This is a genomic window from Modestobacter sp. SYSU DS0904, from assembly GCF_054051115.1.
Genome location: NZ_JBJHAQ010000008.1, coordinates 1 through 23,659, shown reverse-complemented (window position 1 = coordinate 23,659; position 23,659 = coordinate 1). Strand labels below are relative to the sequence as shown.

Annotated in this window: 23 protein-coding genes and 1 pseudogene; 21 read left to right on the top strand and 3 right to left on the bottom strand. The window is 75.0% G+C overall.

Annotation, left to right across the window (positions count from 1 at the left end; all coding sequences use genetic code 11):
- Positions 1-74: 74 nt before the first annotated feature.
- On the top strand, positions 75-2,000 hold the full coding sequence (locus ACI79U_RS07595) for a penicillin-binding transpeptidase domain-containing protein (protein WP_457066312.1): 1,926 nt from the start codon (positions 75-77) through the stop codon (positions 1,998-2,000).
- 3 nt (positions 2,001-2,003) lie between these two features.
- On the opposite strand, the gene ACI79U_RS07590 is transcribed toward ACI79U_RS07595, so the two are convergent.
- Entirely contained in the window at positions 2,004-2,483 is a 480-nt protein-coding gene (locus tag ACI79U_RS07590) for a ferritin-like domain-containing protein (RefSeq protein WP_457066310.1), read from the bottom strand.
- A 78-nt stretch (positions 2,484-2,561) separates the two neighbouring features.
- Positions 2,562-3,059: a hypothetical protein gene (locus ACI79U_RS07585; protein WP_457066308.1), complete on the bottom strand. Its 498-nt coding sequence runs from the start codon at positions 3,057-3,059 to the stop codon at positions 2,562-2,564.
- Between the two features lie 236 nt (positions 3,060-3,295).
- On the opposite strand from ACI79U_RS07585, the gene rimP reads away from it, so the two are divergent.
- The 12 genes and pseudogenes from rimP to ACI79U_RS07525 all read left to right on the top strand — a co-directional run bounded on the left by rimP (position 3,296) and on the right by ACI79U_RS07525 (position 14,141).
- Positions 3,296-4,114 (top strand): ribosome maturation factor RimP, encoded by an 819-nt coding sequence (gene rimP, locus ACI79U_RS07580; protein ID WP_457066305.1) that lies wholly within the window; start codon positions 3,296-3,298, stop codon positions 4,112-4,114.
- The gene (gene nusA, locus ACI79U_RS07575) at positions 4,111-5,232 is read left to right on the top strand and encodes a transcription termination factor NusA (protein ID WP_457066303.1); all 1,122 of its coding nucleotides are present in this window, start codon (positions 4,111-4,113) and stop codon (positions 5,230-5,232) included. The genes rimP and nusA overlap by 4 nt, the downstream gene beginning before the upstream one ends.
- An 8-nt stretch (positions 5,233-5,240) precedes the next feature.
- Complete coding sequence (locus ACI79U_RS07570; protein ID WP_457066301.1) at positions 5,241-5,606, top strand: YlxR family protein; 366 nt, start codon at positions 5,241-5,243, stop codon at positions 5,604-5,606.
- Positions 5,607-5,666: 60 nt separating this feature from the next.
- A pseudogene (locus ACI79U_RS07565) lies at positions 5,667-5,807 on the top strand (translation initiation factor IF-2 N-terminal domain-containing protein); the annotation flags it as partial.
- 1,083 nt (positions 5,808-6,890) lie between these two features.
- Positions 6,891-8,729: a translation initiation factor IF-2 gene (infB, locus tag ACI79U_RS07560; protein ID WP_457066538.1), complete on the top strand. Its 1,839-nt coding sequence runs from the start codon at positions 6,891-6,893 to the stop codon at positions 8,727-8,729.
- Positions 8,730-8,739: 10 nt separating this feature from the next.
- A complete protein-coding gene (locus ACI79U_RS07555; RefSeq protein WP_457066299.1) occupies positions 8,740-9,114 on the top strand; it encodes a DUF503 domain-containing protein in 375 nt (124 codons plus the stop codon).
- Between the two features lie 102 nt (positions 9,115-9,216).
- On the top strand, positions 9,217-9,732 hold the full coding sequence (rbfA, locus tag ACI79U_RS07550; protein ID WP_457066297.1) for a 30S ribosome-binding factor RbfA: 516 nt from the start codon (positions 9,217-9,219) through the stop codon (positions 9,730-9,732).
- A complete protein-coding gene (locus ACI79U_RS07545; protein WP_457066295.1) occupies positions 9,729-9,977 on the top strand; it encodes a hypothetical protein in 249 nt (82 codons plus the stop codon). The genes rbfA and ACI79U_RS07545 overlap by 4 nt, the downstream gene beginning before the upstream one ends.
- Entirely contained in the window at positions 9,974-10,969 is a 996-nt protein-coding gene (locus ACI79U_RS07540; protein ID WP_457066293.1) for a DHH family phosphoesterase, read from the top strand. The genes ACI79U_RS07545 and ACI79U_RS07540 overlap by 4 nt, the downstream gene beginning before the upstream one ends.
- Entirely contained in the window at positions 10,966-12,291 is a 1,326-nt protein-coding gene (locus ACI79U_RS07535; protein WP_457066291.1) for an MATE family efflux transporter, read from the top strand. Before ACI79U_RS07540 ends, ACI79U_RS07535 begins: the two co-directional genes overlap by 4 nt.
- A gap of 73 nt (positions 12,292-12,364) precedes the next feature.
- Entirely contained in the window at positions 12,365-13,294 is a 930-nt protein-coding gene (truB, locus tag ACI79U_RS07530; protein ID WP_457066289.1) for a tRNA pseudouridine(55) synthase TruB, read from the top strand.
- A gap of 13 nt (positions 13,295-13,307) precedes the next feature.
- On the top strand, positions 13,308-14,141 hold the full coding sequence (locus ACI79U_RS07525) for an ATP-dependent sacrificial sulfur transferase LarE (protein WP_457066287.1): 834 nt from the start codon (positions 13,308-13,310) through the stop codon (positions 14,139-14,141).
- Here the strand turns inward: ACI79U_RS07525 and larB are convergent.
- Positions 14,132-14,824, bottom strand: a complete 693-nt coding sequence (gene larB / locus ACI79U_RS07520) for a nickel pincer cofactor biosynthesis protein LarB (RefSeq protein WP_457066285.1) — start codon at positions 14,822-14,824, stop codon at positions 14,132-14,134. The two genes, ACI79U_RS07525 and larB, sit on opposite strands and share 10 nt — an antisense overlap.
- A 59-nt stretch (positions 14,825-14,883) precedes the next feature.
- Here larB and ACI79U_RS07515 point away from each other — a divergent pair, with 59 nt between their 5' ends.
- The 8 genes from ACI79U_RS07515 (at position 14,884) to dapB (ending at position 23,139) form a co-directional block, all read left to right on the top strand.
- Positions 14,884-15,216, top strand: a complete 333-nt coding sequence (locus tag ACI79U_RS07515; RefSeq protein WP_457066283.1) for an antibiotic biosynthesis monooxygenase family protein — start codon at positions 14,884-14,886, stop codon at positions 15,214-15,216.
- Positions 15,217-15,342: 126 nt separating this feature from the next.
- Positions 15,343-16,491, top strand: a complete 1,149-nt coding sequence (locus ACI79U_RS07510; RefSeq protein WP_457066281.1) for a branched-chain amino acid aminotransferase — start codon at positions 15,343-15,345, stop codon at positions 16,489-16,491.
- Between the two features lie 23 nt (positions 16,492-16,514).
- On the top strand, positions 16,515-17,489 hold the full coding sequence (locus tag ACI79U_RS07505) for a bifunctional riboflavin kinase/FAD synthetase (RefSeq protein ID WP_457066279.1): 975 nt from the start codon (positions 16,515-16,517) through the stop codon (positions 17,487-17,489).
- Positions 17,490-17,695: 206 nt separating this feature from the next.
- A complete protein-coding gene (rpsO, locus tag ACI79U_RS07500; RefSeq protein WP_457066277.1) occupies positions 17,696-17,965 on the top strand; it encodes a 30S ribosomal protein S15 in 270 nt (89 codons plus the stop codon).
- A gap of 262 nt (positions 17,966-18,227) precedes the next feature.
- The gene (locus ACI79U_RS07495; RefSeq protein WP_457066275.1) at positions 18,228-20,492 is read left to right on the top strand and encodes a polyribonucleotide nucleotidyltransferase; all 2,265 of its coding nucleotides are present in this window, start codon (positions 18,228-18,230) and stop codon (positions 20,490-20,492) included.
- Between the two features lie 80 nt (positions 20,493-20,572).
- Entirely contained in the window at positions 20,573-21,880 is a 1,308-nt protein-coding gene (locus ACI79U_RS07490; protein WP_457072619.1) for a M16 family metallopeptidase, read from the top strand.
- 8 nt (positions 21,881-21,888) lie between these two features.
- Positions 21,889-22,269 (top strand): VanZ family protein, encoded by a 381-nt coding sequence (locus ACI79U_RS07485; RefSeq protein WP_457066271.1) that lies wholly within the window; start codon positions 21,889-21,891, stop codon positions 22,267-22,269.
- Positions 22,270-22,329: 60 nt separating this feature from the next.
- Positions 22,330-23,139 (top strand): 4-hydroxy-tetrahydrodipicolinate reductase, encoded by an 810-nt coding sequence (gene dapB, locus ACI79U_RS07480; RefSeq protein ID WP_457066269.1) that lies wholly within the window; start codon positions 22,330-22,332, stop codon positions 23,137-23,139.
- Positions 23,140-23,659 lie beyond the last annotated feature (520 nt).

Genomic DNA, 23,659 nt, shown 5'->3' with positions numbered 1-23,659 from the left:
GCCGCCCCTGTGAGTCGAGGGGCGGGTGGTGCGACGGTCTCGGCTGGACGGCCGGTGTCTGCCAGGGTGGGTGGGTGCGCGCACGGGGAACGGCGACGGGATCGACGGCGGGACGGGCGACGGCGGTCGCGGGGGCGGCGGTGCTGCTGCTCGGACCCCTGCTGGCCGGCTGCTCGGGGGACTCCTCCGCCGATGTCCGAGCCGCGGCCGAGGCGTTCCTGGCGGACTGGACGTCCGGCGACACGGCCGGTGCGGCGGGCCGGACCACCGACCCCGCGGCCGCCACGGCCCTGCTGGAGCAGACCGCCGCCGACCTGCCCGGTGCCCAGCTGTCGGCCGACGTGGGCGAGGTGCAGGTCGCCGACGACGGCGCGGCGACCGTCGACTGGACGGCCACCTGGGACCTGACCGCGGCCCCCGACTGGGAGTACCCGGCCACCCTCGCGCTCACCGAGCGCGACGACCGCTGGGAGGTGGTCGCCGAGCCCACGACGGTGCACCCCGAGCTCGCCGCCGGCCAGCACCTCCGGCTGGAGCGTGCACTGCCCGAGCGCGCGCCGATCACCGACGGCGCCGGCGCCCCGCTGTTCGCCGAGACCGAGGTGGTCAACGTCGGCGTCGACCCCGCCCAGGTGACCGACCTCCCCGGGCTGGCCCAGGGACTGGCCGCGGCGACGGGGGTCGACGCGGCGGCGATCGTCGCCGACGTGCAGGCCGCACCGGCCGGCCAGTTCGTGCCGGTGATCACCCTGCGGCGGCCGGACTTCGAGGCCATCCGGGCCCAGGTCTACGACCTGCCCGGGGCGGTCTTCCCGACCAGCACCCGGCTGCTGGCCCCCTCGCCGCGGTTCGCGGTCGGGCTGCTCGGCCGGGTCGGCCCGGCCACCCAGGAGGTGCTGGACGAGAGCGCGGCCGACGGCGGGCCGCGCTACGCCGCCGGTGACCAGCTCGGCCTCTCCGGGCTGCAGCGGCAGGCGCAGGAGCAGTTGACCGGCACCCCCGGGTTCACCGTCTCGGTGGTCAGCAGCGACGAGGCCACCGCCGACGCCGGCCAGGTCGTCGCCACCGTCGACCCGGTGCCCGGCACCCCGCTGCAGACGCCGCTGGTGCCGGCGTTGCAGAACGCCGCGGACGCCGCGGTCGCCACCCAGCCGCTGGCCACCCACCTGGTCGTGGTGCGCCCGGGCACCGGTGAGCTGCTCGCGGTCAGCTCCAACGAGGCGGCCAACCCCTCGTTCGCGCTGTCCGGTCGGTTCCCACCCGGGTCGAGCATGAAGACGATGACCGCGACGGCCCTGCTCAGCGCCGGGGCGCTGACCCCGCAGACGCCGGTGCCCTGCCCGGGGACGACGGTCGTCGACGGCCGGGAGTTCGAGAACGAGGACCAGTTCGACCTGGGCACCGTCCCCTTCACCGAGGCGTTCGCCGCGTCCTGCAACACCACCTTCATCCAGCAGGCGCTCACCCTCCCCGACGGCGCGCTGTCCCAGGCCGCGGCCGCCTACGGCGTCGGCGCGGAGTGGGACCTCCCGGTCGGGATCTTCAGCGGCCAGGTGCCCAGCACGAGCACCGGCACCACCAAGGCCGCCGACGCCATCGGCCAGGGCGAGGTGCTGATGAGCCCGGCCCAGCTCGCGCTGGTCGCGGCCGGCATCGCCAGCGGCACCCCGGCCGCCCCGGTGGAGGTCGTCGGCGCGGAGCCCGCCGGCCCGGCACCGGCCGGGCCCGGCGCCGCCGTGCTGGACCAGTTGCGGCCGCTGATGCGGGAGGTCGTGCTCAGCGGCACCGCCACCGCGCTGGGCGACCGCGGTCAGGTCTTCGGCAAGACCGGCACCGCCGAGTTCGGCACCAGCACGCCGCCGGACTCCCACGGCTGGTTCATGGGCTACCAGCTCGGCGGCCCCCAGGGCGACATCGCCTTCGCCGTCCTGGTGGAGGCCGGGCAGTCCAGCAGCGCTGCCGTCGCCGTCGCCGACACGTTCCTCGGCAACCTCGGCTGAGGCCTACAACCCCGGCAGGGCGCTGGTGACCGGTGTCCGGCCGGCCGCCGTGCGCCAGCCGACGGCGCGCAGCTCGGCCGTGGTGAGCTCGGCCACGGCGAACTCGCGGGTCGCCTGCTCGGCGGCCTGGGCGAGCAGCCACGTCCAGGCGCGGGACGTGCCCTCCTCCAGCGTGGCCGCCAGGGCCGCGGCATCCACCGGGGAGAGCACCGGGAAGGGCAACGCGTAGGCCGCCTGGGCGGGGACCGGATCGAGGTCGCGTGCCGCCAGGAGGGTGAGCAGGGCGTCGCGGACGTCCCGGTGCGCCTCCTCGGCCGCGGCCACCACGGCGCGGTCCCCCTCGGGCCAGGCGGCCCCGACGACCCCGTAGCCCCAGATCGCCGTGCGGGTGGCCGCCAGCGCGTCCTGCAGCGCGGTCGCCTCCCGGTCGGCCGGGGTCGCCGACCCGCTCGCCGGTGCCCCGCCGTCGGTGCCCTCGGCCATCGCGCTGCCCTCCGTCTCGTCGTGTCTCGTCGTCCGGCTCCGTCGTCCAGCTCCGTCGTCCAGGCGCCCCCGGACCGGTCAGGCCAGCAGCGCGTCCTGGCCGCGCAGCCCGGCGGCGATGCTGCCCAGCAGGGCGGCGCGGGCGCCGCTGAAGGTCGGGGCCGCGACGGTGTGCGCGTCGGCCGCGGTGGCCACCCGGGCGCGCAGCCACGCCCGCGCCCCGTCCGGGTCCGGGCCGACGCCGGCCGGGGGCGTGGTGCCGTCCCCGGCCCCGGGGGCCGCTGCCCGCAGCCGCTCGAGCTGCGTGCGGGCCTGCTCGGCCAGGGGCTGCGCGACGGCGGCCAGCTGGGGGTCGGCGGCGAGGGCCTGCTCGTAGGCGTCCACCAGGGTCCGCTGGACGGCCAGCTGGGCGGCCAGCTGGTCGGCCTGCCGGGGGGTGACCGCGTCGGCCGGGTCGCCGCCGTCGCCGGCGGTGCACGCCACCGCGGTCGCCGCGGTGCCGACCAGGGCGGCCGCGAGCAGGGTGCGCCGGGAGAAGGCGCCCGCGGGCAGGGAAGGGGATCCGGCAGCGGACATCGGCGTCCATCCTGGCAGCCGACCGGCCCCGGTCCGGGGGTGACGCACCGGTGTGCCGCCGGAGTCCGTCGCTGGCCGCGAGCACATCGGCCAGCGGGCGGTAGCCTGACGGTTCACCCCCCACGCGCCCGCACCCGCGCCGCGCGCCGGTTTCCCGGTCCGCGAGGTGACGCCGCCCCGCACGACCACCCGACGCCCGCACCACCCGAGCACGCACGGACGACAGGAGGCAGCCGGTGTCCACCCGAGGTGCCCGTACCAACGACCGGGCGACCGCTGAGCTCGCCGCGTCGGTCGAGCCGGTCGTCAGCGCCGCCGGCTACGACCTGGAGGAGCTGGTCGTCCGCCCGGCCGGGCAGCGCTCGGTGGTCCGGGTCGTCATCGACCGGGACGCCGGCGTGAGCCTCGACGACGTCGCCGAGCTCAGCCGTGCCCTGTCGGAGGTGCTCGACGGTGAGGACGAGGCGTTCGGCAGCGCGCCCTACGTGCTGGAGGTCACCAGCCCCGGCGTCGACCGGCCGCTGACCGCTCCCCGGCACTGGCGGCGGAACGTCGGCCGGCTGGTCGACGTGGCCGTGGGCCCGGACGGATCCCGGGAGCAGCTGGCGGCGCGGGTGCTGCGGGTCACCGACGCGGGTGTGGTGCTCGAGGTGCAGAAGGGCGGGGCCAAGAAGGGCCAGGTCCGCAAGGCGGCGGGGGAGCGGACGGTCGCCTGGGCCGAGCTCGGCGAGGCGCGGGTGCAGATCGAGTTCGCCCGCCCCTCCGGGCACCGCGACGCCGGCCTGGTCGACGAGTCGACCGGCGAGGACGACGGCGAGGACGACGGCGAGGACGACGGCGAGGACGACGGCGCCGACGACGAGGGCGACGACGAGGACGACGACGAGGACGACCAGCACGAGGGCGCGTACCCCGGCACCGGGGACGACGACCCGGTGGACCACGAGCAGGACCCGGCCGGCGCTCCCGCGGCCGACGCGAGCGGACGGACCGGGCGACCGGCCCCGCGCCGCGCGCCGCGGGACGACCGGCCGCGACGAGGAGGCAGCAAGTGAACATCGACGTGACCGCCCTCAAGGCGGTCGAGCGGGAGAAGGGCATCCCGGCCGACACGGTGCTGGAGGCGATCGAGAGCGCCCTGGTCACCGCGTACCGGCACGCCGACGGCGCCGCGAAGCACGTGCGCGTGCAGGTGGACCGCAAGAGCGGTGAGGTGGCCGTGCTCGCCCAGGAGCTGGGGCCCGACGGCGAGGTCGTCCACGAGTGGGACGACACCCCCGGTGACTTCGGACGGATCGCGGCCAGCACCGCCAAGCAGGTCATCATGCAGCGGCTGCGCGACGCCGAGCACGAGCAGACCTTCGGCGAGTACGCCGGCCGGGAGGGCGACATCGTCAGCGGCATCGTCCAGGCCGACCAGCGGCGCAACGCCAGCGGCGTCGTCATGGTCGACATCGGCAAGGTCGAGGCCACGCTGCCGGCGGCCGAGCAGGTGCCGGGGGAGCGCTACGTCCACGGCAGCCGGCTGAAGGCGTACGTCGTCTCGGTGGCCCGCAGCTTCCGCGGTCCGCAGGTGACCGTCTCGCGCAGCCACCCGAACCTGGTCCGCAAGCTGTTCTCGCTGGAGGCACCCGAGGTCGCCGACGGCAGCGTCGAGATCCTCGCGGTGGCCCGGGAGGCCGGGCACCGCACCAAGATCGCCGTCCGTACGTCGGTGCCCGGGCTGAACGCGAAGGGCGCCTGCATCGGCCCGATGGGCCAGCGGGTGCGCAACGTGATGAGCGAGCTCAACGGCGAGAAGATCGACATCGTCGACTGGTCGGACGACGACGCCACCTTCGTCGCCTCCGCGCTCTCCCCGGCCCGCGTCTCCAGCGCCCGCGTCGTCGACCCCAAGGCGCGGGCCGTGCAGGTCGTCGTCCCCGACTACCAGCTGTCCCTGGCGATCGGCAAGGAGGGGCAGAACGCCCGCCTCGCCGCACGGCTGACCGGGTGCCGGATCGACATCCGCAGCGACGCCCAGCCCGTCGACGACGGGCCGGCGTCGCCCGGCGTCGGCCGCGCGCCGCTGCGTCCCGCCCCGGCCGAGCAGCGCCCCGGGGGCCGCGCTCCGCAGGGTGGTCTCCGACCGCCGGTGCGACGCGCGGAACATCCGGGACGCGCAGCGCGCTAGACTGCTCGATGGCCGACACGTCGATCCCGGTCCGCACCTGTGTGGGGTGCCGGCGACGCGCTCCGGTCACCGAGCTGTTGCGTGTCGTCGTCCGTGACGGGGGTCTCACCCCCGACCCGCGGCGGCGGCTCCCCGGCCGGGGTGCGTCCCTGCATCCCACCGAGGAGTGCCTGCACGCAGCAGTGCGGCGCCGGGCCTTCCCGCGCGCGCTGCGCAGCAGCGCACCGCTGGAGACCGGTCCGCTCGAGAGCCACGTCGCCCGGACCACCGGGCGACCGGCCCCGGGCGGGACACCGTCGGACCGGCACCCGGCCGGTCCACAACTCGAACAGGACGACCCCTCGGATGAGCAACCCGTGAAGTCGCCACGATGACCATGCACCACTAAGACCGAGGTCGAGCGGGCCCGCCGCCGGCCTCACCAGAGGAGACCCGTGCCAGGCAAGGCCCGCGTACACGAGCTCGCGAAAGAGCTCGGCGTCGACAGCAAGGCAGTGCTCGCCAAGCTCAAGGAGCAGGGCGAGTTCGTGAAGTCCGCCTCGTCCACCGTCGAGGCCCCCGTGGCCCGACGGCTGCGTGAGGCGTTCCCCGGGGGTGGCTCCGGCGACAGCCGCAGCAGCTCCGCCCCCCGTCCCGGTCCGCGTCCGCCCGCCCCGGCGCCGCGACCGACCGCGCCGAGCGCACCGGAGGCCAGTGCCCCCGCGGCTCCGGCAGCCCCCGCTCCCGCAGCTCCGGCTCCGGCAGCTCCGGCTCCCGCGCCGCAGGTGCAGGCTCCGGCGGCCTCCGCACCCCCGGCGCCGGCGGCTCCCGCCACGCCCGGTCCGGCAGCCACCGGTCCGCGTCCGGCCGGCCCCGGCCCGCGGCCGGGTCCCCGCCCCGCCGCTCCGGCTCCGGCCGCGACCCCGGCTCCCGCGCCCGCTCCGGCCCCCGCCGCGGCGAGCGCTCCGCCCCAGCAGCCCCCGGCCGCTCCGCAGTCGGGGCCCCGCCCCGGTCCCGCGGCGCGCCCCGGTGCCGGCGGCGGCGCCGCCCCCGGCGCTCCCCGTCCGGCAGGTGCCGGACCGCGTCCCGGCCCGCGGCCGGCGCCGCGTCCGGGCAACAACCCGTTCAGCAGCGCGCCGCGGCCCGCTGCCCCGGGTCGTCCCGCGCCCGGTGGCGCTCCCGGTCAGGGTGGGCCCCGTCCCGCTCCCGGCCAGAGCGGGCCCCGTCCCTCCGCGGGCCCGGGTGGGCCCCGTCCCTCGGCCGGTCCGGGTGGGCCCCGTCCCTCGGCCGGTCAGGGTGGGCCCCGTCCCTCGGCCGGTCCGGGTGGGCCCCGTCCTTCCGCCGGTCCGGGTGGGCCCCGTCCCAACCCGGGCATGATGCCGCAGCGTCCGAGCCCCGGCATGATGCCGCCGCGCCCGGCCGGTGGCGGTCGTCCCGGTGCCCCCGGTGGCCGTGGCCGCCCGGGTGGTCCCGGCGGCGGTGGCGGTTTCCGTCCCGGTGGCGGCGGCGCGCCCGGTGGCGCTCCGGCCGGCGGTGGCTTCCGCCCGGGTGGCGGTGGCCGCGGTCGTGGTCGCGGCGGCTCGGGTGCGGGTACCGCGGGTGCCTTCGGGCGTCCCGGTGGTCGCGGTCCGGTCCGTGGGCGCAAGAGCAAGAAGCAGCGGCGTCAGGAGTTCGACTCCATGGCGGCGCCGAGCATGGGCGGCGTCTCGCTGCCCCGTGGCAACGGGCAGACCGTACGGCTGCCCCGTGGCGCCTCGCTGACCGACCTGGCCGAGCGGATCAACGCCGAGCCGGCCGCGCTGGTCACCGCCCTGTTCCACCTGGGCGAGATGATCACTGCGACGCAGTCGGTCAACGACGACACGTTGCAGCTGCTCGGTGCCGAGATCGGCTGGGTCATCCAGGTCGTCAGCCCCGAGGACGAGGACCGCGAGCTCCTCGACACCTTCGACCTCACCTTCGGTGACGAGGAGAGCGACGACGAGGACGACTGGGACATCCGTCCGCCGGTCGTCACCGTCATGGGTCACGTCGACCACGGGAAGACCAAGCTCCTGGACGCGCTCCGGCACGCCAACGTGGCGGGCAAGGAGGCCGGTGGCATCACCCAGCACATCGGCGCCTACCAGATCGTCACCGAGCTCGAGGGCAACGAGCGTCCGGTCACCTTCATCGACACCCCGGGTCACGAGTCGTTCACCGCGATGCGTGCCCGAGGCGCGAAGGTCACCGACATCGTCGTGCTGGTCGTGGCCGCCGACGACGGCGTCATGCCGCAGACGGTCGAGGCGCTCAACCACGCCCAGGCCGCCGAGGTGCCGATCGTGGTCGCGGTCAACAAGATCGACAAGGAGGGGGCCAACCCCGCCAAGATCCGTCAGCAGCTCACCGAGTACGGGCTGGTGGCCGAGGAGTACGGCGGCGACACGATGTTCGTCGACGTCTCCGCGACCACCCGCCAGGGCCTCGACGACCTGCTGACCTCGATCCTGCTGACCGCGGACGCCTCCCTGGACCTGCGGGCCAACGTGGGCCAGGACCCCCAGGGTGTGGTCATCGAGGGCAAGCTGGACAAGGGCCGTGGCCCCGTCGCCACGGTGCTGGTCCAGCGCGGCATCCTGCGCCAGGGCGACTCGATCGTGGCCGGCGACGCCTACGGTCGCGTCCGGTCGCTGCTCGACGAGCACGGCAACAAGCTCAAGGAGGCCCTGCCGGCCCGTCCGGTCCAGGTCGTCGGCCTGACCTCCGTGCCGCGCGCCGGTGACACCTTCCTCGTCGTCGAGGAGGACCGGATCGCCCGGCAGATCGCCGACCGCCGTCAGGCCCGCATCCGCAACGCGCAGAACGCGTCCATGCGGAAGCGGATCAGCCTGGAGGACCTCGACGCGGCGCTCAAGGAGACCCGTCAGCTCAACCTGATCATCAAGGGCGACAACTCGGGCACCGTCGAGGCGCTCGAAGAGGCGCTGATGAAGATCGAGGTGAGCGACGACATCTCGCTGCGGGTCATCCACCGCGGCGTCGGTGGGATCACCAAGAGCGACATCGACCTGGCGCTGGCCGACGACGTCATCGTCCTGGGCTTCAACGTCCGGGCCGAGGGGCAGGCCACCGAGCTCGCCAACCGCGAGGGCGTGGACGTCCGGTACTACACGGTCATCTACCAGGCCATCGAGGAGATCGAGGCCGCGCTCAAGGGCATGCTCAAGCCCGAGTACGAAGAGGTCCAGCTGGGCACCGCGGAGGTCCGCGAGGTCTTCCGGGTCCCGAGGATCGGCAACGTGGCCGGTTCGCTGGTCCGCAGCGGGACGATCGTGCGCAACTCCAAGGCGCGCCTCATCCGCGACGGTGCCGTGGTCGCCGACAACCTGTCGGTCGACTCGCTGCGCCGCTTCAAGGACGACGCGACCGAGGTCCGCGAGGGCTACGAGTGCGGTATCGGGCTGGGGTCGTTCAACGACATCAAGCCCGAGGACGTGATCGAGACCTTCGAGCTGCGCGAGAAGCCGCGCGCGTAAGACAGGTGACATGCCCCTGCAGGAGAGCCACCCGGCTCTCCTGCAGGGGCCCACCGCGATCCTGCGAGTGGCGGGGGGCAGGAGGGTCCTCATCTTCACGGGCACGCTCACCGCCGACCTGTTGCTCGGTGACGTCCACTCGCTGAAGGGCAAGCGCGCCGTCGTCCGGCCGATCGTGGCCGAGCTGCGCCGGCGGTTCGCCGTGGCAGCCGCCGAGGTGGGCGACCAGGACCTGCACCGCCGGGCGCAGATCGGGGTGGCCAGCGTCGCCGGCGAGGCCGGGCAGGTGACCGACGTGCTCGACGCCTGCGAGCGGTTGCTGGCCGAGCGCCCGGAGGTGACGCTGCTGTCGACGCACCGGCAGCTGCACAGCGACACCGATTAAGGACCCCGTCGCCCCCCCATCGCTCGCACGCTCGCGCCGGACCCCTGCGACGGGGCCTTCCATGCTCACCCAGGACTCTCCTGGCCGTTCCGAGGAGGACCGATGGCCGACCCGGCCCGCGCCCGCCGGCTGGCGGTGCGCATCCGTCAGATCGTCTCCGCCACCATCGAGACGCAGATCAAGGACCCGCGCCTGGGGATGGTCACCCTCACCGACTCCCGGGTGACCAGCGACCTGCGCGAGGCGACGATCTTCTACACCGTCTACGGCGACGCCCAGGCGATCGAGGACTCCGCCCGGGCGCTCGCCAGCGCCACCGGTGTCCTGCGGTCCACGGTGGGCAAGCAGACCGGCATCAAGTTCGTGCCGACGCTGACCTTCGTGGCCGACATCGTCCCGGACACCGCCCGCGAGCTCGAGGAGGCCCTCGAGCGCGTGCGGCAGGCCGACGCCGAGCTGGCCCGCGCCCGCGAAGGCGCGCAGTACGCCGGCGAGGCCGACCCGTACCGCCGTCCCGCCGTCGACGAGGACGCCGTCGACGACGAGGACGGTGACGACGACACCACCGAGCTCACCGACCCGGCCGACGCGCCGGCCACCCCGCGGAGCGCCTCGTGACCGAGAGCACGGACCCGATCGACCCCGAGGGCCCGGACGAGCGACGGGTGACCCTGGGCGGGCGGGAGGAGCCGGCCACCGGCGACCCCACCGCCGGCGGCAAGCGCGGCGACATCGGGGAGGTGCCGAGCATCGCGGCCGACGAACCCGATGACGGCAGCACCTACCCGGTGGGCGGCGGGGACGTCTCCGCCGAGCCGCAGCAACCGCCGCACGCCGACCCGGGGCCCGACGGCACCCCGTGACCACCACCGTCTCCGCCCCCGTGGCGGCCGCGGTCCAGGTGCTCGCGGAGGCGGCGGACGGGGGCGCGACGGTCGTGCTCTCCGGGCACGTGCAACCCGACGCCGATGCGCTCGGGAGCACCCTGGCCCTGGCCGAGGGGCTGCGCCGTCGGGGTGCCCGGGTCGTCGCCACCTTCCCCGCGCCGTTCACCCTGCCCGCCTCGCTCGCGTGGCTGCCCGGCGCCGACGAGCTGGTCGACCCGGCGACCGTGCCGGCCGAGGTCGACGTCTTCGTCAGCCTGGACGCCGCCTCTCCCGGTCGGCTGGGCGAGCTCGCCCCGCTGCTGGCGTCCGCCGGCCGGTCCGTCGTGGTCGACCACCACGCCAGCAACCCGGGCTTCGGCGAGGTCCGGCTGGTCGATCCGCACGCCGCGGCCACCGTCGCCCTGGTGGCCGAGCTCCTCGACGGCCTGGACGTCGCGCTGGACCAGGAGCTGGCCGCCTGCCTCTACGCCGGGCTCGCGGCCGACACCGGGTCCTTCCGGTTCGGCAACACCGCTCCCGGCACCCACGAGCTGGCCGCCCGGCTGCTGCGGACCGGCATCGACCACGCCGCCATCAGCCGGCGGCTGTTCGACACCGCGCCCTTCGGCTGGCTGGGGCTGCTGTCCCAGGTCGCCGGCCGCGCCCGGCTGGAGACCGAGGTCGGCGCCGGGCTGGTGTGGACCTGGGCCACCGCGGCGGAGGCGCTCGGGCACGGGCTGGCCGCCGACCAGCTCGAAGCGCTGGTCGACGTCGTCCGGGCCACCGCCGAGGCCGACGTCGCCTGCGTGCTCAAGGGGCACGACGACGGCGCCTGGGTGGTCTCGATGCGCTCCCGCGGCGCCACCGACGTGTCCCGGGTGGCGATCGCCCTGGGGGGTGGCGGGCACCGCGCGGCCGCCGGCTACACCTCCGCGCTGGACCTCGAGGGCACGCTCGCCCAGCTCCGCGCGGAGCTCGACCGGGCATGACCGGGGCCGGCTCGCTCCCGGCTGCTCGGAGCATCCCGTCGCTGGCGGCACCCGCGCTGGTGGTGCTCGCCGCCGAACCGCTCTACCTGCTGGTCGACACCGCCGTCGTCGGCAACCTGGGCACCCTCGCCCTGGGCGGGCTGGCCGTCGGCGGCGGCATCCTGGCGGTCGCTGCCGGTCTGCTGAACTTCCTGGCCTACGGCACCACCGCCCGCGCCGCGCGCCGCGCCGGCGCCGGTGACCGGGCCGGCGCGGTCGCCGAGGGGGTGCAGGCCACCTGGCTGGCCGTGGGCCTGGGGGTCGGCGTGGCCGTGCTGTTCCAGTTCGTGGCCGGCCCGCTGACCCGGCTGATGGCCGGCGGTGCCGGGCCGGTGGCCGCGGCCGGTGAGCAGTGGCTGCGGGTGGCCAGCGCGGGCCTGCCGCTGCTGCTGATCGCGCTGGCCGGCAACGGCTGGCTGCGCGGTGTGCAGGAGCTCCGCCGGCCGATGGGCTACGTGCTGGTCGGCAGCCTGGTCAGCCTGCTGCTCTGCCCGCTCCTGGTGCACGCGGCCGGGTGGGGCCTGGTCGGCTCCGCGGTGGCGAACGTGACCGGGCAGGCCGTGGCCGCGTCGCTGTTCGCCTGGTCGCTGGCCCGGGAGCTGGCCCGGCAGGCGATCGACTGGCGCCCCCGGCCGTCGGCGCTGCGGGCACAGCTGGTGCTCGGCCGCGACCTGCTGGTGCGGGCGGCGGTGCTGCAGCTGGCGTTCGCCGCCGCGGCCGCCGTGGTGGCCCGGGCGAGCACCGCGCAGCTGGGCGCCCACCAGATCGCCCTGCAGCTGTGGCTGTTCCTCGCCCTGGTGCTGGACGCCTACGCCATCGCCGCGCAGACCCTGGTCGGGCAGGCGCTGGGCGGCGGTCGCCCGGTCGACGCCCGCCGGACGGCCACCCGCGTCGTGGTGTGGGGGGCCGGCACGGGCGTGGTGGCCGCGGGCCTGCTGCTGGCGCTGCGGCCGGTGCTCCCGCCGCTGTTCACCGACGACCCCGCGGTGCTCGCCCAGACCGACGTCGTCTGGTGGTTCCTGGCGTTGATGCAGCCGCTGGCGGGTGCCGCCTTCGCCCTCGACGGGGTGCTCATGGGTGCCGGCGACGTCGCCTGGCTGCGCACGGTGACCGTGGCCTCGGCCCTGCTGGGCTTCGTGCCGCTGTCGTTGCTCTCCGGCTGGCTGGACTGGGGGCTCATCGGCGTGTGGACCGGCCTGACCCTGTTCATCGTGCTGCGGCTGGTGGCGGTCGGCCGGCGGGTCCGGGGCAGCGCGTGGCTGGGTGAGACGGTGAGGACGTGAGCGAGCGTGCGAGCGAACCGATGAGCACAGCAGTCCGGCGAAGCCGGCCGACGAGCGCCAGCGAGGAGGTCGGATGAGTCCCAAGAAGCCCGACGCCGACGTCCCGCCGTCCCTGCTGCTGGTCGACAAGCCCGGTGGCATGACCTCCCACGACGTCGTGGCCCGCGCCCGCCGGGTGCTGTCGGTGCGCAAGGTCGGCCACGCCGGCACCCTCGACCCGATGGCCACCGGGCTGCTCGTGCTCGGCGTCGGCGCCGCCACCCGGCTGTTGGGCCACCTGGCCGGGTCCGACAAGGTCTACGCGGCCACGCTGCGGCTGGGCCAGTCGACGGTGACCGACGACCGCGAGGGCGAGGTCACCGCCACCACGTCGGCCGCGGGCCTGACCGAGGACGCCGTGCGGGCCGCGCTCGCCGGCCAGGTCGGGCCGCTGCAGCAGGTGCCCTCCTCGGTCAGCGCGGTCAAGGTCGACGGGCGACGCTCCTACGACCGGGTGCGCGCCGGCGAGGAGGTCGAGCTCCCCGCCCGGTCGGTGACCGTGCACGCCCTCGACGTCCACCGGGTGACCCGGCCGACGCCGGACCTGGTCGACGTCGAGGTGACCGTCTCCTGCAGCACCGGCACCTACATCCGGGCGATCGCCCGGGACGTCGGCGCCGCCCTCGGCGTCGGGGGGCACCTCACCGCGCTGCGCCGCACCTCCTCCGGGCCGTTCGACACCGGGCAGGCCCGGCCGGTCGAGGAAGCCGCGGGCGCCCTCAGCGAGCCGGGGAGCGGCCCGGGGGTGCTCCCGCTGGCCGACGCCGCCCGCGCGGTGTTCCCGGCCCGGGAGCTCACGCCCGAGGAGGCGGTCGCCCTGGGGTACGGCCAGCGCGTGCCCGCCACCGGCACGCCCGGCCTGCACGCGGCGATCGCCCCCGACGGCCGGCTCGTCGCGCTGGTCGAGGACGCCGGGCCGGTCGCCCGGGTCGCGGTCGGCTTCCCGCCGGGCGGAGCCGGATGACACCCTCCGGGGTGTGACCGGACTCGACGAACGGCTGGCCGCGCTGGACACCTCGCTGGCGGAGCTGCCCGGGGTGCTGGTGGCCTTCTCCGGCGGCGTCGACTCCGGGGTGGTGCTCGCCGCCGCCGTCCGCGCCCTCGGCGCCGACCGGGTGGTGGCCGCCACCGCGGTCTCCGCCAGCCTGCCCGCCGCCGAGCGGGCCGGCGCGGCGGCGTTCGCCGTCGGCCTGGGCGTACGGCACCTGCAGCCGCGCACCGACGAGCTGTCCCGCCCCGGCTACGTGGCCAACGCCGGCGACCGGTGCGCGTTCTGCAAGACCGAGCTGGTCGAGGTGCTCACCCCGCTGGCCGCCGGGCTGGGGATCGCCGACGTGGTCACCGGCACCAACGCCGACGACCTGCGGGCCGGGTTCCGGCCGGGCATCCGGGCCGCCGCCGAGCGCGGCGCGTGGGCGCCGCTGGCCCGGGCCGGGATGACCAAGGACGACGTCCGGGCCACCGCCCGCCGGTGGGGTCTCCCGTTGGCGGAGAAGCCGGCCGCGGCCTGCCTGGCCAGCCGGATCGCCTACGGGGTGCCCGTCTCGGCGGCCGGCCTGGCGCGGGTCGAGCACGCCGAGGCGGCGCTGCGCGCGGCGCTGACCGGGGCCGGGCTGGCCGTGCGGGACGTGCGGGTGCGGGACCTGGGGGACGACGTGGCGCGGGTGGAGGTCGACGCCGCGCTGCTCCCGGACGTCGGGCCGCACCTGCTGGCCGCGGTGACCGGCTTCGACCGGGTGGAGCTGGACCCGCGGGGCTTCCGCTCCGGGTCGATGAACGAGCTGCTGCCGGACCCGGTGCGCTACCGGTGAGCTGACCGGGCGATCCGCGCGGCCGCGACCCCGGCGCCGAAGCCGTTGTCGATGTTGACCACCAGCACACCCGGCGCGCAGGCGGTGAGCATGGTCAGCAGCGCCGCGAGCCCCTCGAACGCGGCGCCGTAGCCCACCGACGTCGGCACCGCCACCACCAGCCGGTCGGTCAGCCCGGCGACGACGCTGGGCAGCGCGCCGTCCATCCCGGCCGCCACCACCACGGCGTCGGCGGCGGCGAGGTCCGGGGCCACGGCGAGCACCCGGTGCACCCCGGCCACCCCGACGTCGTCCACCCGGCGGCAGCCCACGCCGCTGGCGGTGAGGGTCGCGGCGACCTCGGCGGCCACCGGCCCGTCCGACGTCCCGGCGGTCAGCACGAGCACCTCACCCACCGGCTCGGGCGGTGTGCCGACCCACGCCACCCGGCCCACCGGGTCCACGTGCGCCGCGGGCCAGCGGGCCCGGACGGCGTCGGCGGTGGCCTCGTCGACCCGGGTCGCCCAGGCGAACGGCTCCGCCCCCGCACCGGCGCCGGCGGCCAGCAGCCCGGCCAGGCAGCCGACCGTCTCCGCCGGGGTCTTGCCGGCGGCGTAGACCACCTCGGGGGTGCCGGTCCGGGCGGCCCGGTCCGGGTCCAGGCGGGCGAACCCGAGGTCGGTGGTGCGCGGCTGCTGGTCCACGGCGGCAGTCTGGCGCACTCGGCGTGTCGGTTCCCCGCCGGACGGGCAGGATGCGGGGCATGAGCGTCGTGAAGATCAACGTGGTGACCATGCCGGAGGACAAGCGCGAGCGGTTCGAGGAGCGGTTCCGGGGCCGGGCCGGCGCCGTGGAGACCACCGAGGGCTTCGAGTGGTTCGAGCTGCTGCGCCCCGTCGAGGGCACCGATGCCTACCTCGTCTACACCCGGTGGACCACCGAGGAGGCCTACCAGGCCTGGCAGTCCAGCCAGGACTTCGACCGCGCCCACGGCGGCGGCGGCGACACCCTCGCCCCGGCCGCGGAGCGGTCGAAGAACCACCTGTGGAGCTACGAGGTCGTCCAGTCCTCGGGTCCGCACGGCGAGAAGAGCTGAGTCTCCCCGTCGGAGGGGTGGGCCGCCCCGGCTCCGCTGGCCGCACGGCGGGTGCGGGCTAGGGTGACGGGGCGGCCCGGCACCCGCCGGGCACCGCGCCAGCACGAGCACCAGCAGGTGGGAGCCATGACCGACACGCTCGCCGACAGCCGTACCTCCGCTCGGGTCTTCACCGACGGCGTGCCGCTGGTCGTGGAGGACGTGCCGCGCCGGCCCACCGTCGAACGCGCCGCCGTGCTGGCCGACCCCGGCTTCGGCCGGCACTTCACCGACTCGATGTTCGTGGCCCGGTACCGGGCCGGTGAGGGCTGGGTCGACGCGCGGCTCACCGCGTACGCGCCGCTGCAGCTGGACCCCAGCGCCGCCGCGCTGCACTACGCCCAGTCGATCTTCGAGGGGCTCAAGGCCTACGCCCAGCCCGACGGCAGCGTGGCCACCTTCCGCCCGGAGGCCAACGCCGCCCGCTTCGCCCGCGGCGCCCGCCGGCTGGCCATGCCACCGGTTCCCGAGGACGCCTTCCTCACCGCCGTCGACGCGCTGGTCGACGTCGACCGCGAGTGGGTGCCCACCGGCCCCGACCAGACGCTGTACCTGCGCCCGTACCAGCTCGCCGTCGAGCCCTTCCTGGGCGTCCGGCCGGCGCACGAGTACCTCTTCGTGGTCATCGCCAGCCCGGCCGGCGCCTACTTCCCGCGCGGCGTGCACCCGGTCTCGGTCTACCTCTCCGAGGACTACATTCGCGCCGCTCCCGGGGGCACCGGCGACGTCAAGTGCGCCGGCAACTACGCGGCCAGCCTGCTGGCCCAGGAGCAGGCCATCGCCGCCGGCTGCGACCAGGTCGTCTGGCTGGACGCGGTGGAGAAGAAGTACGTCGAGGAGATGGGCGGGATGAACCTGTTCTTCGTCCTCGGCTCCGGCGACGACGCCGAGCTGGTCACCCCCGAGCTCACCGGCACGCTGCTGCCCGGCATCACCCGCGACTCGCTGATCACCGTCGCCCGCGAGCTGGGGCACACCGTGACCGAGCGGAAGTTCAGCGTGGAGGAGTGGCGGGCCGGGGTCGCCGACGGTTCGGTCACCGAGACCTTCGCCTGCGGCACGGCCGCGGTGATCACCCCGGTCGGCTCGGTCAAGGCACGCACCGGTGACTTCGTCGTCGGCGACGGCGAGCCCGGCCCGCTGACCATGCGGCTGCGCGAGCACCTGCTCGACGTCCAGCACGGCCGGGTGGCCGACGCCCACGGCTGGCTGCACCGCGTCGCCGCCGCCTCCTGAGCCGGCCGGTACGGGGGAGCGGCGTGCTTCGCTGGCGGGGGCTGGACGCCACGCCCGGTGACCTGGGGCGCACGGTGGTCACCATCGGCATGTACGACGGCGTGCACCGGGGGCACCAGCAGCTGATCGGTACCGCGGTGGCCCGGGCCCGCGCGATGGGCCGGCCGGCGCTGCTGCTCACCTTCGACCCGCACCCGTCGGAGGTGGTCCGCCCCGGGTCGCACCCGGCGATCCTCACCTCGGCCGACCGCAAGGCCGAGCTGGTCGCCGCCCTCGGCGTGGACGCCATGTGCGTGCTCCCGTTCACCCAGGAGTTCAGCCGGCTCGGTCCCGGGGAGTTCACCCACACCGTGCTGGTCGAGCACCTGCACGCCGCGCGGGTCGTCGTCGGCCGCAACTTCAGCTACGGCCACAAGGCCGCCGGCACGCTGGAGACGCTCACCGCCGACGGCCGCCGGTTCGGCTTCAGCGTCGAGGGCGTCGACCTGGCCAGCGTCGCGCAGGCGCCCGACCCGGCCGGGGGCGGCGACGTCACGATCTCCTCGACCTACATCCGCGCCTGCGTGTCCGCCGGCGACATGACCTCGGCCGCCCTGGCGCTCGGGCGTCCGCACCGGGTCGACGGGATCGTCGTGCGCGGGGACCGGCGGGGCCGGGAGCTGGGCTACCCGACGGCCAACGTGGAGAGCCCGGCGCACACCGCCGTCCCGGCCGACGGCGTCTACGCCGGGCACCTGGTGCTGCGCGACCACCAGACCGGGGCCAGCGGCGCCCGCCACCCGGCGGCGATCTCGGTGGGCTCCAACCCGACGTTCGCCGGGGCCCGCCGGACGGTCGAGGCCCACCTGCTCGACTTCGACGGCGATCTCTACGGCGAGCACGTCGGGGTGGAGTTCGCCGAGCGGCTGCGCCCGATGACCGGCTTCCCCGGCGTCCCGGAACTGCTCGCGGCGATGGCCGACGACGTGGCCCGGACCCGCGTGGTGCTCGGGCTCTGACATCGCGACCCTCCGGGCCGCACGGCGGCCACGTGCCGTCCCCTGCCCGGGTGGAGGCAATCGCGGGGGCCTCCGGGCCCCACTCCTCGCGATGGGGCCCTGGCGCGGCCGTGTAACCTTGGCCCTGACGTCGGGCGACCGACGTGTGTGCATGCTGCCCCCGTGACACAGACCGGGGGCCACACGTGACCTGCCCTGGAGGCACCATGGCGCTCGAGAGCGCGACGAAGAAGCAGATCATGACCGAGTACGCCACGGTCGACAACGACACCGGTTCCCCCGAGGTGCAGGTCGCGATGCTGACCCGACGGATCAGCGACCTGACCGAGCACCTCAAGATGCACAAGCACGACCACCACAGCCGGCGGGGCCTGCTCCTGCTGGTCGGCCGCCGCCGGCGGCTGCTGAACTACCTGGCGAAGACCGACATCAACCGGTACCGCTCGCTCATCGAGCGGCTCGGCCTGCGCCGCTAGCACCACCGAGGGGACCGCTCCGGTACGCCGGACGGTCCCCTCACTCGTGCGGCACCCGCCGCACGGGCCCACCGGCCGACCCGCCGCCCCGCCCCGCGTGGGCCGGTCCTCGGTAGTGGCCCCCGGGACGCAGCGAGCCTGAACGAAGGACCCCGCACCAGCGCCCCCGAGGGCTTCGATCGAAGACCGGTCGCCCCGGACGCCGTCGGCGCAGACCGCCGCGAAGAGGACGTCGCCGTATGCGACGTAGGAAGAGGACACGATGTCCGCACCCAGCACCGACACCACCACCTTCGACGCCGAGGACGGCGTCTTCACCGCCACTGCGGTGATCGACAACGGAGCCCTCGGCTCCCGCACCGTCACCTTCGAGACCGGTCGCCTCGCCAAGCAGGCCGCCGGCTCCGTCGTCGCCACCATGGGCGACACCACGCTGCTGTCGGCCACCACCGCCGGCCGTCAGCCGAAGGAGCAGTTCGACTTCTTCCCGCTCACGGTGGACGTCGAAGAGCGCATGTACTCGATCGGCAAGATCCCCGGCTCGTTCTTCCGCCGCGAGGGGCGCCCGTCCGAGGACGCCATCCTCACCTGCCGGCTGATCGACCGGCCGCTGCGCCCGACCTTCGCCAAGGGCCTGCGCAACGAGGTCCAGGTCGTCATCACGGTGCTGTCGCTGGACCCCGACCACCTGTACGACGTGCTGGCCATCAACGGTGCGTCGGCCTCCACCCAGCTCTCCGGCCTGCCGTTCTCCGGCCCGATCGGCGGCACCCGGGTGGCGCTCATCAACGGCCAGTGGGTCGGTTTCCCGACCCACGCCGAGCTCGAGGACGCCGTCTTCGACATGGTCGTGGCCGGCCGGGTCCTGCCCGACGGTGACGTCGCGATCATGATGGTCGAGGCCGAGGCCACCGAGAAGACGGTCGAGCTGGTCGCCGGTGGGGCCACCGCCCCCACCGAGGAGGTCGTGGCCCAGGGCCTCGAGGCCGCCAAGCCGTTCATCAAGGCGCTGTGCCAGGCGCAGTCCGAGCTGGCCGGCAAGGCCGCCAAGCCCGAGGCGCACTTCCCCCGCTTCCTGGACTACCAGGACGACGTGTACGCCGCCGTCGAGGCCCAGGCCGCCGAGAAGCTCGCCGCGGCCCAGGCCATCGCCGGCAAGCAGGAGCGCGAGGAGGCCACCGACGCGCTCAAGGACGAGGTCAAGGCCGCGCTGGCCGGCCAGTTCGAGGGCCGGGAGAAGGAGATCTCCGGGGCCTTCCGCGCCGTGACCAAGAAGGTCGTCCGGCAGCGCATCCTGCGCGACAAGATCCGCATCGACGGCCGTGGCCTGACCGACATCCGGCCGCTGTCGGCCGAGGTCGAGGTGCTGCCGCGGGTGCACGGGTCGGCGCTGTTCGAGCGCGGCGAGACCCAGATCATGGGCGTCACCACGCTGAACATGCTCCGCATGGAGCAGCAGCTGGACACGCTGAACCCGATCACCCGCAAGCGCTACATGCACAACTACAACTTCCCGCCCTACTCCACCGGTGAGACCGGCCGGGTGGGCTCGCCCAAGCGCCGCGAGATCGGGCACGGCGCGCTGGCCGAGCGGGCGCTGCTGCCGGTGCTGCCGGACCGCGAGGAGTTCCCCTACGCGATCCGCCAGGTCTCCGAGGCGCTCGGCTCCAACGGCTCCACCTCGATGGGCTCGGTCTGCGCCTCGACGCTGGCCCTGCTCAACGCCGGAGTGCCGCTGAAGGCGCCGGTGGCCGGCATCGCCATGGGCCTGGTCTCCGACGAGGTCGACGGCAAGACCGAGTACGTCGCGCTGACCGACATCCTCGGTGCCGAGGACGCGTTCGGTGACATGGACTTCAAGGTCGCCGGCACCAAGGACTTCGTCACGGCCCTCCAGCTGGACACGAAGCTCGACGGCATCCCCTCCGACGTGCTCGCCGGTGCGCTGACCCAGGCCCGCGCGGCCCGGCTGCACATCCTCGACGTGATGCTCGAGGCGATCGACGGCCCCGACGAGATGAGCCCGTACGCCCCCCGGGTCACCACGGTGCGCATCCCGGTCGACAAGATCGGCGCGGTCATCGGCCCGAAGGGGCAGATGATCAACGCGATCCAGGACGAGACCGGCGCCGACATCACGATCGAGGACGACGGCACGATCTACGTCGGCGCCTCCGACGGCCCCTCGGCCCAGGCCGCGGTCGACCGGATCAACGCGATCGCCAACCCGACGCTGCCCAAGGTCGGGGAGCGGTTCCTCGGCACCGTGGTGAAGACGACCGCCTTCGGCGCGTTCGTCTCGCTGCTGCCGGGCCGCGACGGTCTGGTGCACATCAGCAAGCTCGGTGGCGGCAAGCGGATCGCCAAGGTCGAGGACGTCGCGAACGTCGGTGACAAGCTCCAGGTGGAGATCACCGACATTGACGCCCGCGGCAAGATCAGCCTGGTGCCGGTCGCCGAGGGCGACGCCGGCGCTGCCGGCGACGCGGCCCCGGCCGACGAGACCGCCGCTCCCGCGGAGGCGTGAACACGAGTACCGACCTGACCGGGGCCGGGGCGGGCGCTGCGGCGTCCGTCCCGGCCCCGGCCGGTGGTGCCCGGGTCGGCGTGACCCAGGTCCTGGACGTCGACGAGGTCGGCGGCCGGGTCGAGCGCACCGAGCTGGCGGGTGGGCTGCGGGTGCTGACCGAGACGATGCCGGGGGTGCTGTCGGCCACGCTGGGCATCTGGGTGGGCGTCGGCTCCCGGGACGAGAGCCCGGCGCTGGGTGGCTCCTCGCACTTCCTCGAGCACCTGCTGTTCAAGGGCACCCGGAGCCGGACGGCGCTGGAGATCGCCACGGCCATGGACGCCGTCGGCGGTGAGATGAATGCCTTCACCGCCAAGGAGCACACCTGCTACTACGCGAACGTGCTCGCCAGCGACCTCCCGCTGGCCGTCACGCTCCTCGGTGACCTGGTCACCGAGGCGCTCAACACCGCCCCGGACCTGGAGTCCGAGCGCACGGTGGTGCTCGAGGAGATCGCCATGCGCGACGACGAGCCCGCCGACGCGGTGCACGACCTGTACGCCGAGACGCTGTTCGGGGACACCCCGTTGGGGCGGTCGGTGCTCGGCACCGTGGAGTCGATCGAGTCCCTGAGCCGGGAGGACGTCGACGGCTGGTACCGCGACCGCTACGCCGTCCCCTCGATCGTCGTCTCGGCGGCCGGTCGCGTCGACCACCAGCAGGTCGTCGATCTGGTCACGGCCGCCTTCGGTGACCGGTTGACCGGGGGAGCGCGGCCGGACCCGCTGCGGCTGGGGTCCGACGTCGACCTGGCCGGGCCGGCCCGACCCGCCGGGCTGATCCACCGGCGCACCGAGCAGACGCACCTGCTGCTGGGCAGCCTCGGGATGGGGCGGCTGGACGAACGCCGCTATGCCGGCGCCGTGCTGGACGCGGCGGTGGGTGGCGGCATGAGCTCGCGGCTGTTCCAGGAGATCCGGGAGAAGCGGGGCCTGGTGTACAGCGTGGGCTCCTCGCTGACCCACTACGCCGGTGCCGGGAGCTTCTCCGTGTACGCCGGCTGCTCGCCCAAGCGGGTCCCCGAGGTGCTCCGGCTGATCCGGGCGGGGCTCGCGGAGGTCGCGGCCACCGGCCTGACCACCGAGGAGGTCGTCCGGGCGCGCGGTCAGCTCAAGGGCGGGCTCGTGCTGGGGCTGGAGGACACCGGCTCGCGGATGAGCCGGCTGGGCAAGAGCGAACTGTCCTACGGGGAGTACCTGCCGGTGCGCACCGTGCTGGACCGGCTGGACGCCGTGCAGGAGGACCAGGTGCGCGCCGTGGCCGCCGATCTGTTCACCCGGCCGACCTGCCTGGCCGTCGTCGGCCCCTACCGGGAACGCGACCTCGACCGGCTGCTCGCCGCCTGACCCGCCGGATGACCAACCGCTCCACCCGGCTGCTCGCCGAGCACGGTGCGCTGGCGCACGGCGTCTTCGCCGTCGTCGCGCTGGCCTCCCTGGCGGTGCTGTTCGCCCCGGCCTCCGACGTGCCGTCCGCCCCGCCGGGGGTGGACAAGGTCGTGCACGTGCTGCTGTTCGCGGTGCTCGCGGCCAGTGGCCGGTGGGCCGGCGTCCGCCGGGGGTTGCTCGCCGTCCTGCTGGTGGGCTACGCGGCGGTCAGCGAGCTGCTGCAGTCCCTGCCCGTGCTCAACCGGTCGACGTCGGTCGCCGACCTCGTCGCCGACGTCGCCGGGGTGGTCCTCGGGCTCCTGGTCTGGGACGTCGTCGCCCGGTACCGGGCCCCCCGATCGACCTGACCGTGCCGGTGGGTGGGGCGCCGCCTTGCGTGCGGCGCCCGCGTTGGTGAGCATCGCGGGATGAGCACTCCGCCGGCCCCCGACGTCCAGTCCCCACCCCCCACCTCCGGTGAGAGCCCGCTGGTCTCGGTCGGGGTGCTCGGCGCCCGGGGCCGGATGGGCACCGAGGTCTGCCGGGCGGTCGACGCCGCCGAGGACCTCGAGCTCGTCGCGATGGTCGACGAGCGGGACTGGCTGTTCAACGTCGCCGACGCCGGGGCCCAGGTGGTCGTCGACTTCACCCGCCCCGACTCGGTGATGGACAACATCCGCTTCTGCATCGACCAGAACATCCACTGCGTCGTCGGGACGACGGGCTTCGACGAGCAGCGTCTGGCCACGATCGCCGAGTGGCTCGAGCCCAAGCCCGACCTCGGGGTGCTGATCGCACCCAACTTCGGGATCGGTGCGGTGCTGCTCATGCGCTTCGCCCAGGAGGCGGCCCGCTTCTTCCCGTCCGTGGAGATCGTCGAGCTGCACCACCCGAACAAGGTCGACGCGCCCTCGGGCACGGCGGCCCGCACCGCCCGGCTGGTGGCGGCCGCCCGGCGGGCGGCCGGTGTGCCGACGGCGCCGGACGCGACCCGGGAGTCCGACTCCCTGCCCGGGGCACGCGGTGCCGACGTCGAGGGGGTGCCGGTGCACGCGGTCCGGCTCGCCGGGCTCGTCGCGCACCAGGAGGTACTGATGGGCGCTGCGGGGGAGACGCTGACCCTGCGGCACGACTCCTACGACCGGGCGTCCTTCATGCCCGGCGTCCTCCTCGCCGTGCGCGAGGTGGGCAAGCGCCCCGGTCTGACCGTCGGGATCGAGTCCCTGCTGGGGCTGTGAGGGCCGTCGTGCGGTGCGGAGGGGGCCGCTGGGGCGTCCGGACGCCCCAGCGACACGTGACCTGGCTCGCATTCCGGCGACCGACGCACCTCGCTGACCTGCGGGTTCGTCGTGGAACCCGTCCCACGGGAGGCGGAACGGCCACCTCCCGGCCATCCGCGGTTTGACGAGCCCCGCTCGGCCACGTAACTTTCTCTTTGCGCCGAGCGAGACCGGGTCGAAAGAGCCGGGAGCCGCGAGGTCAGACCCCCGGGTGTGACAGCGAGCCGTGCACGGCGTAACGTAGGACAAGCCGCCGCGAACGATGGCCGAAGAGATTCGGTCGGGTTTCGTGCGCGTCCGCTCCTTGAGAACTCAACAGCGTGCTGAAAGTCAGTGCCATATAGTTAAACCCCCTTTTGGCCTGGTTGCTTCGGTGATCGGGTCGGGGATTCCTTTGGTTGATTGATATCGAGAGTGCCAACTCTTGGTTCTCAGCTGTGGGTTGAATTCATCTACGGAGAGTTTGATCCTGGCTCAG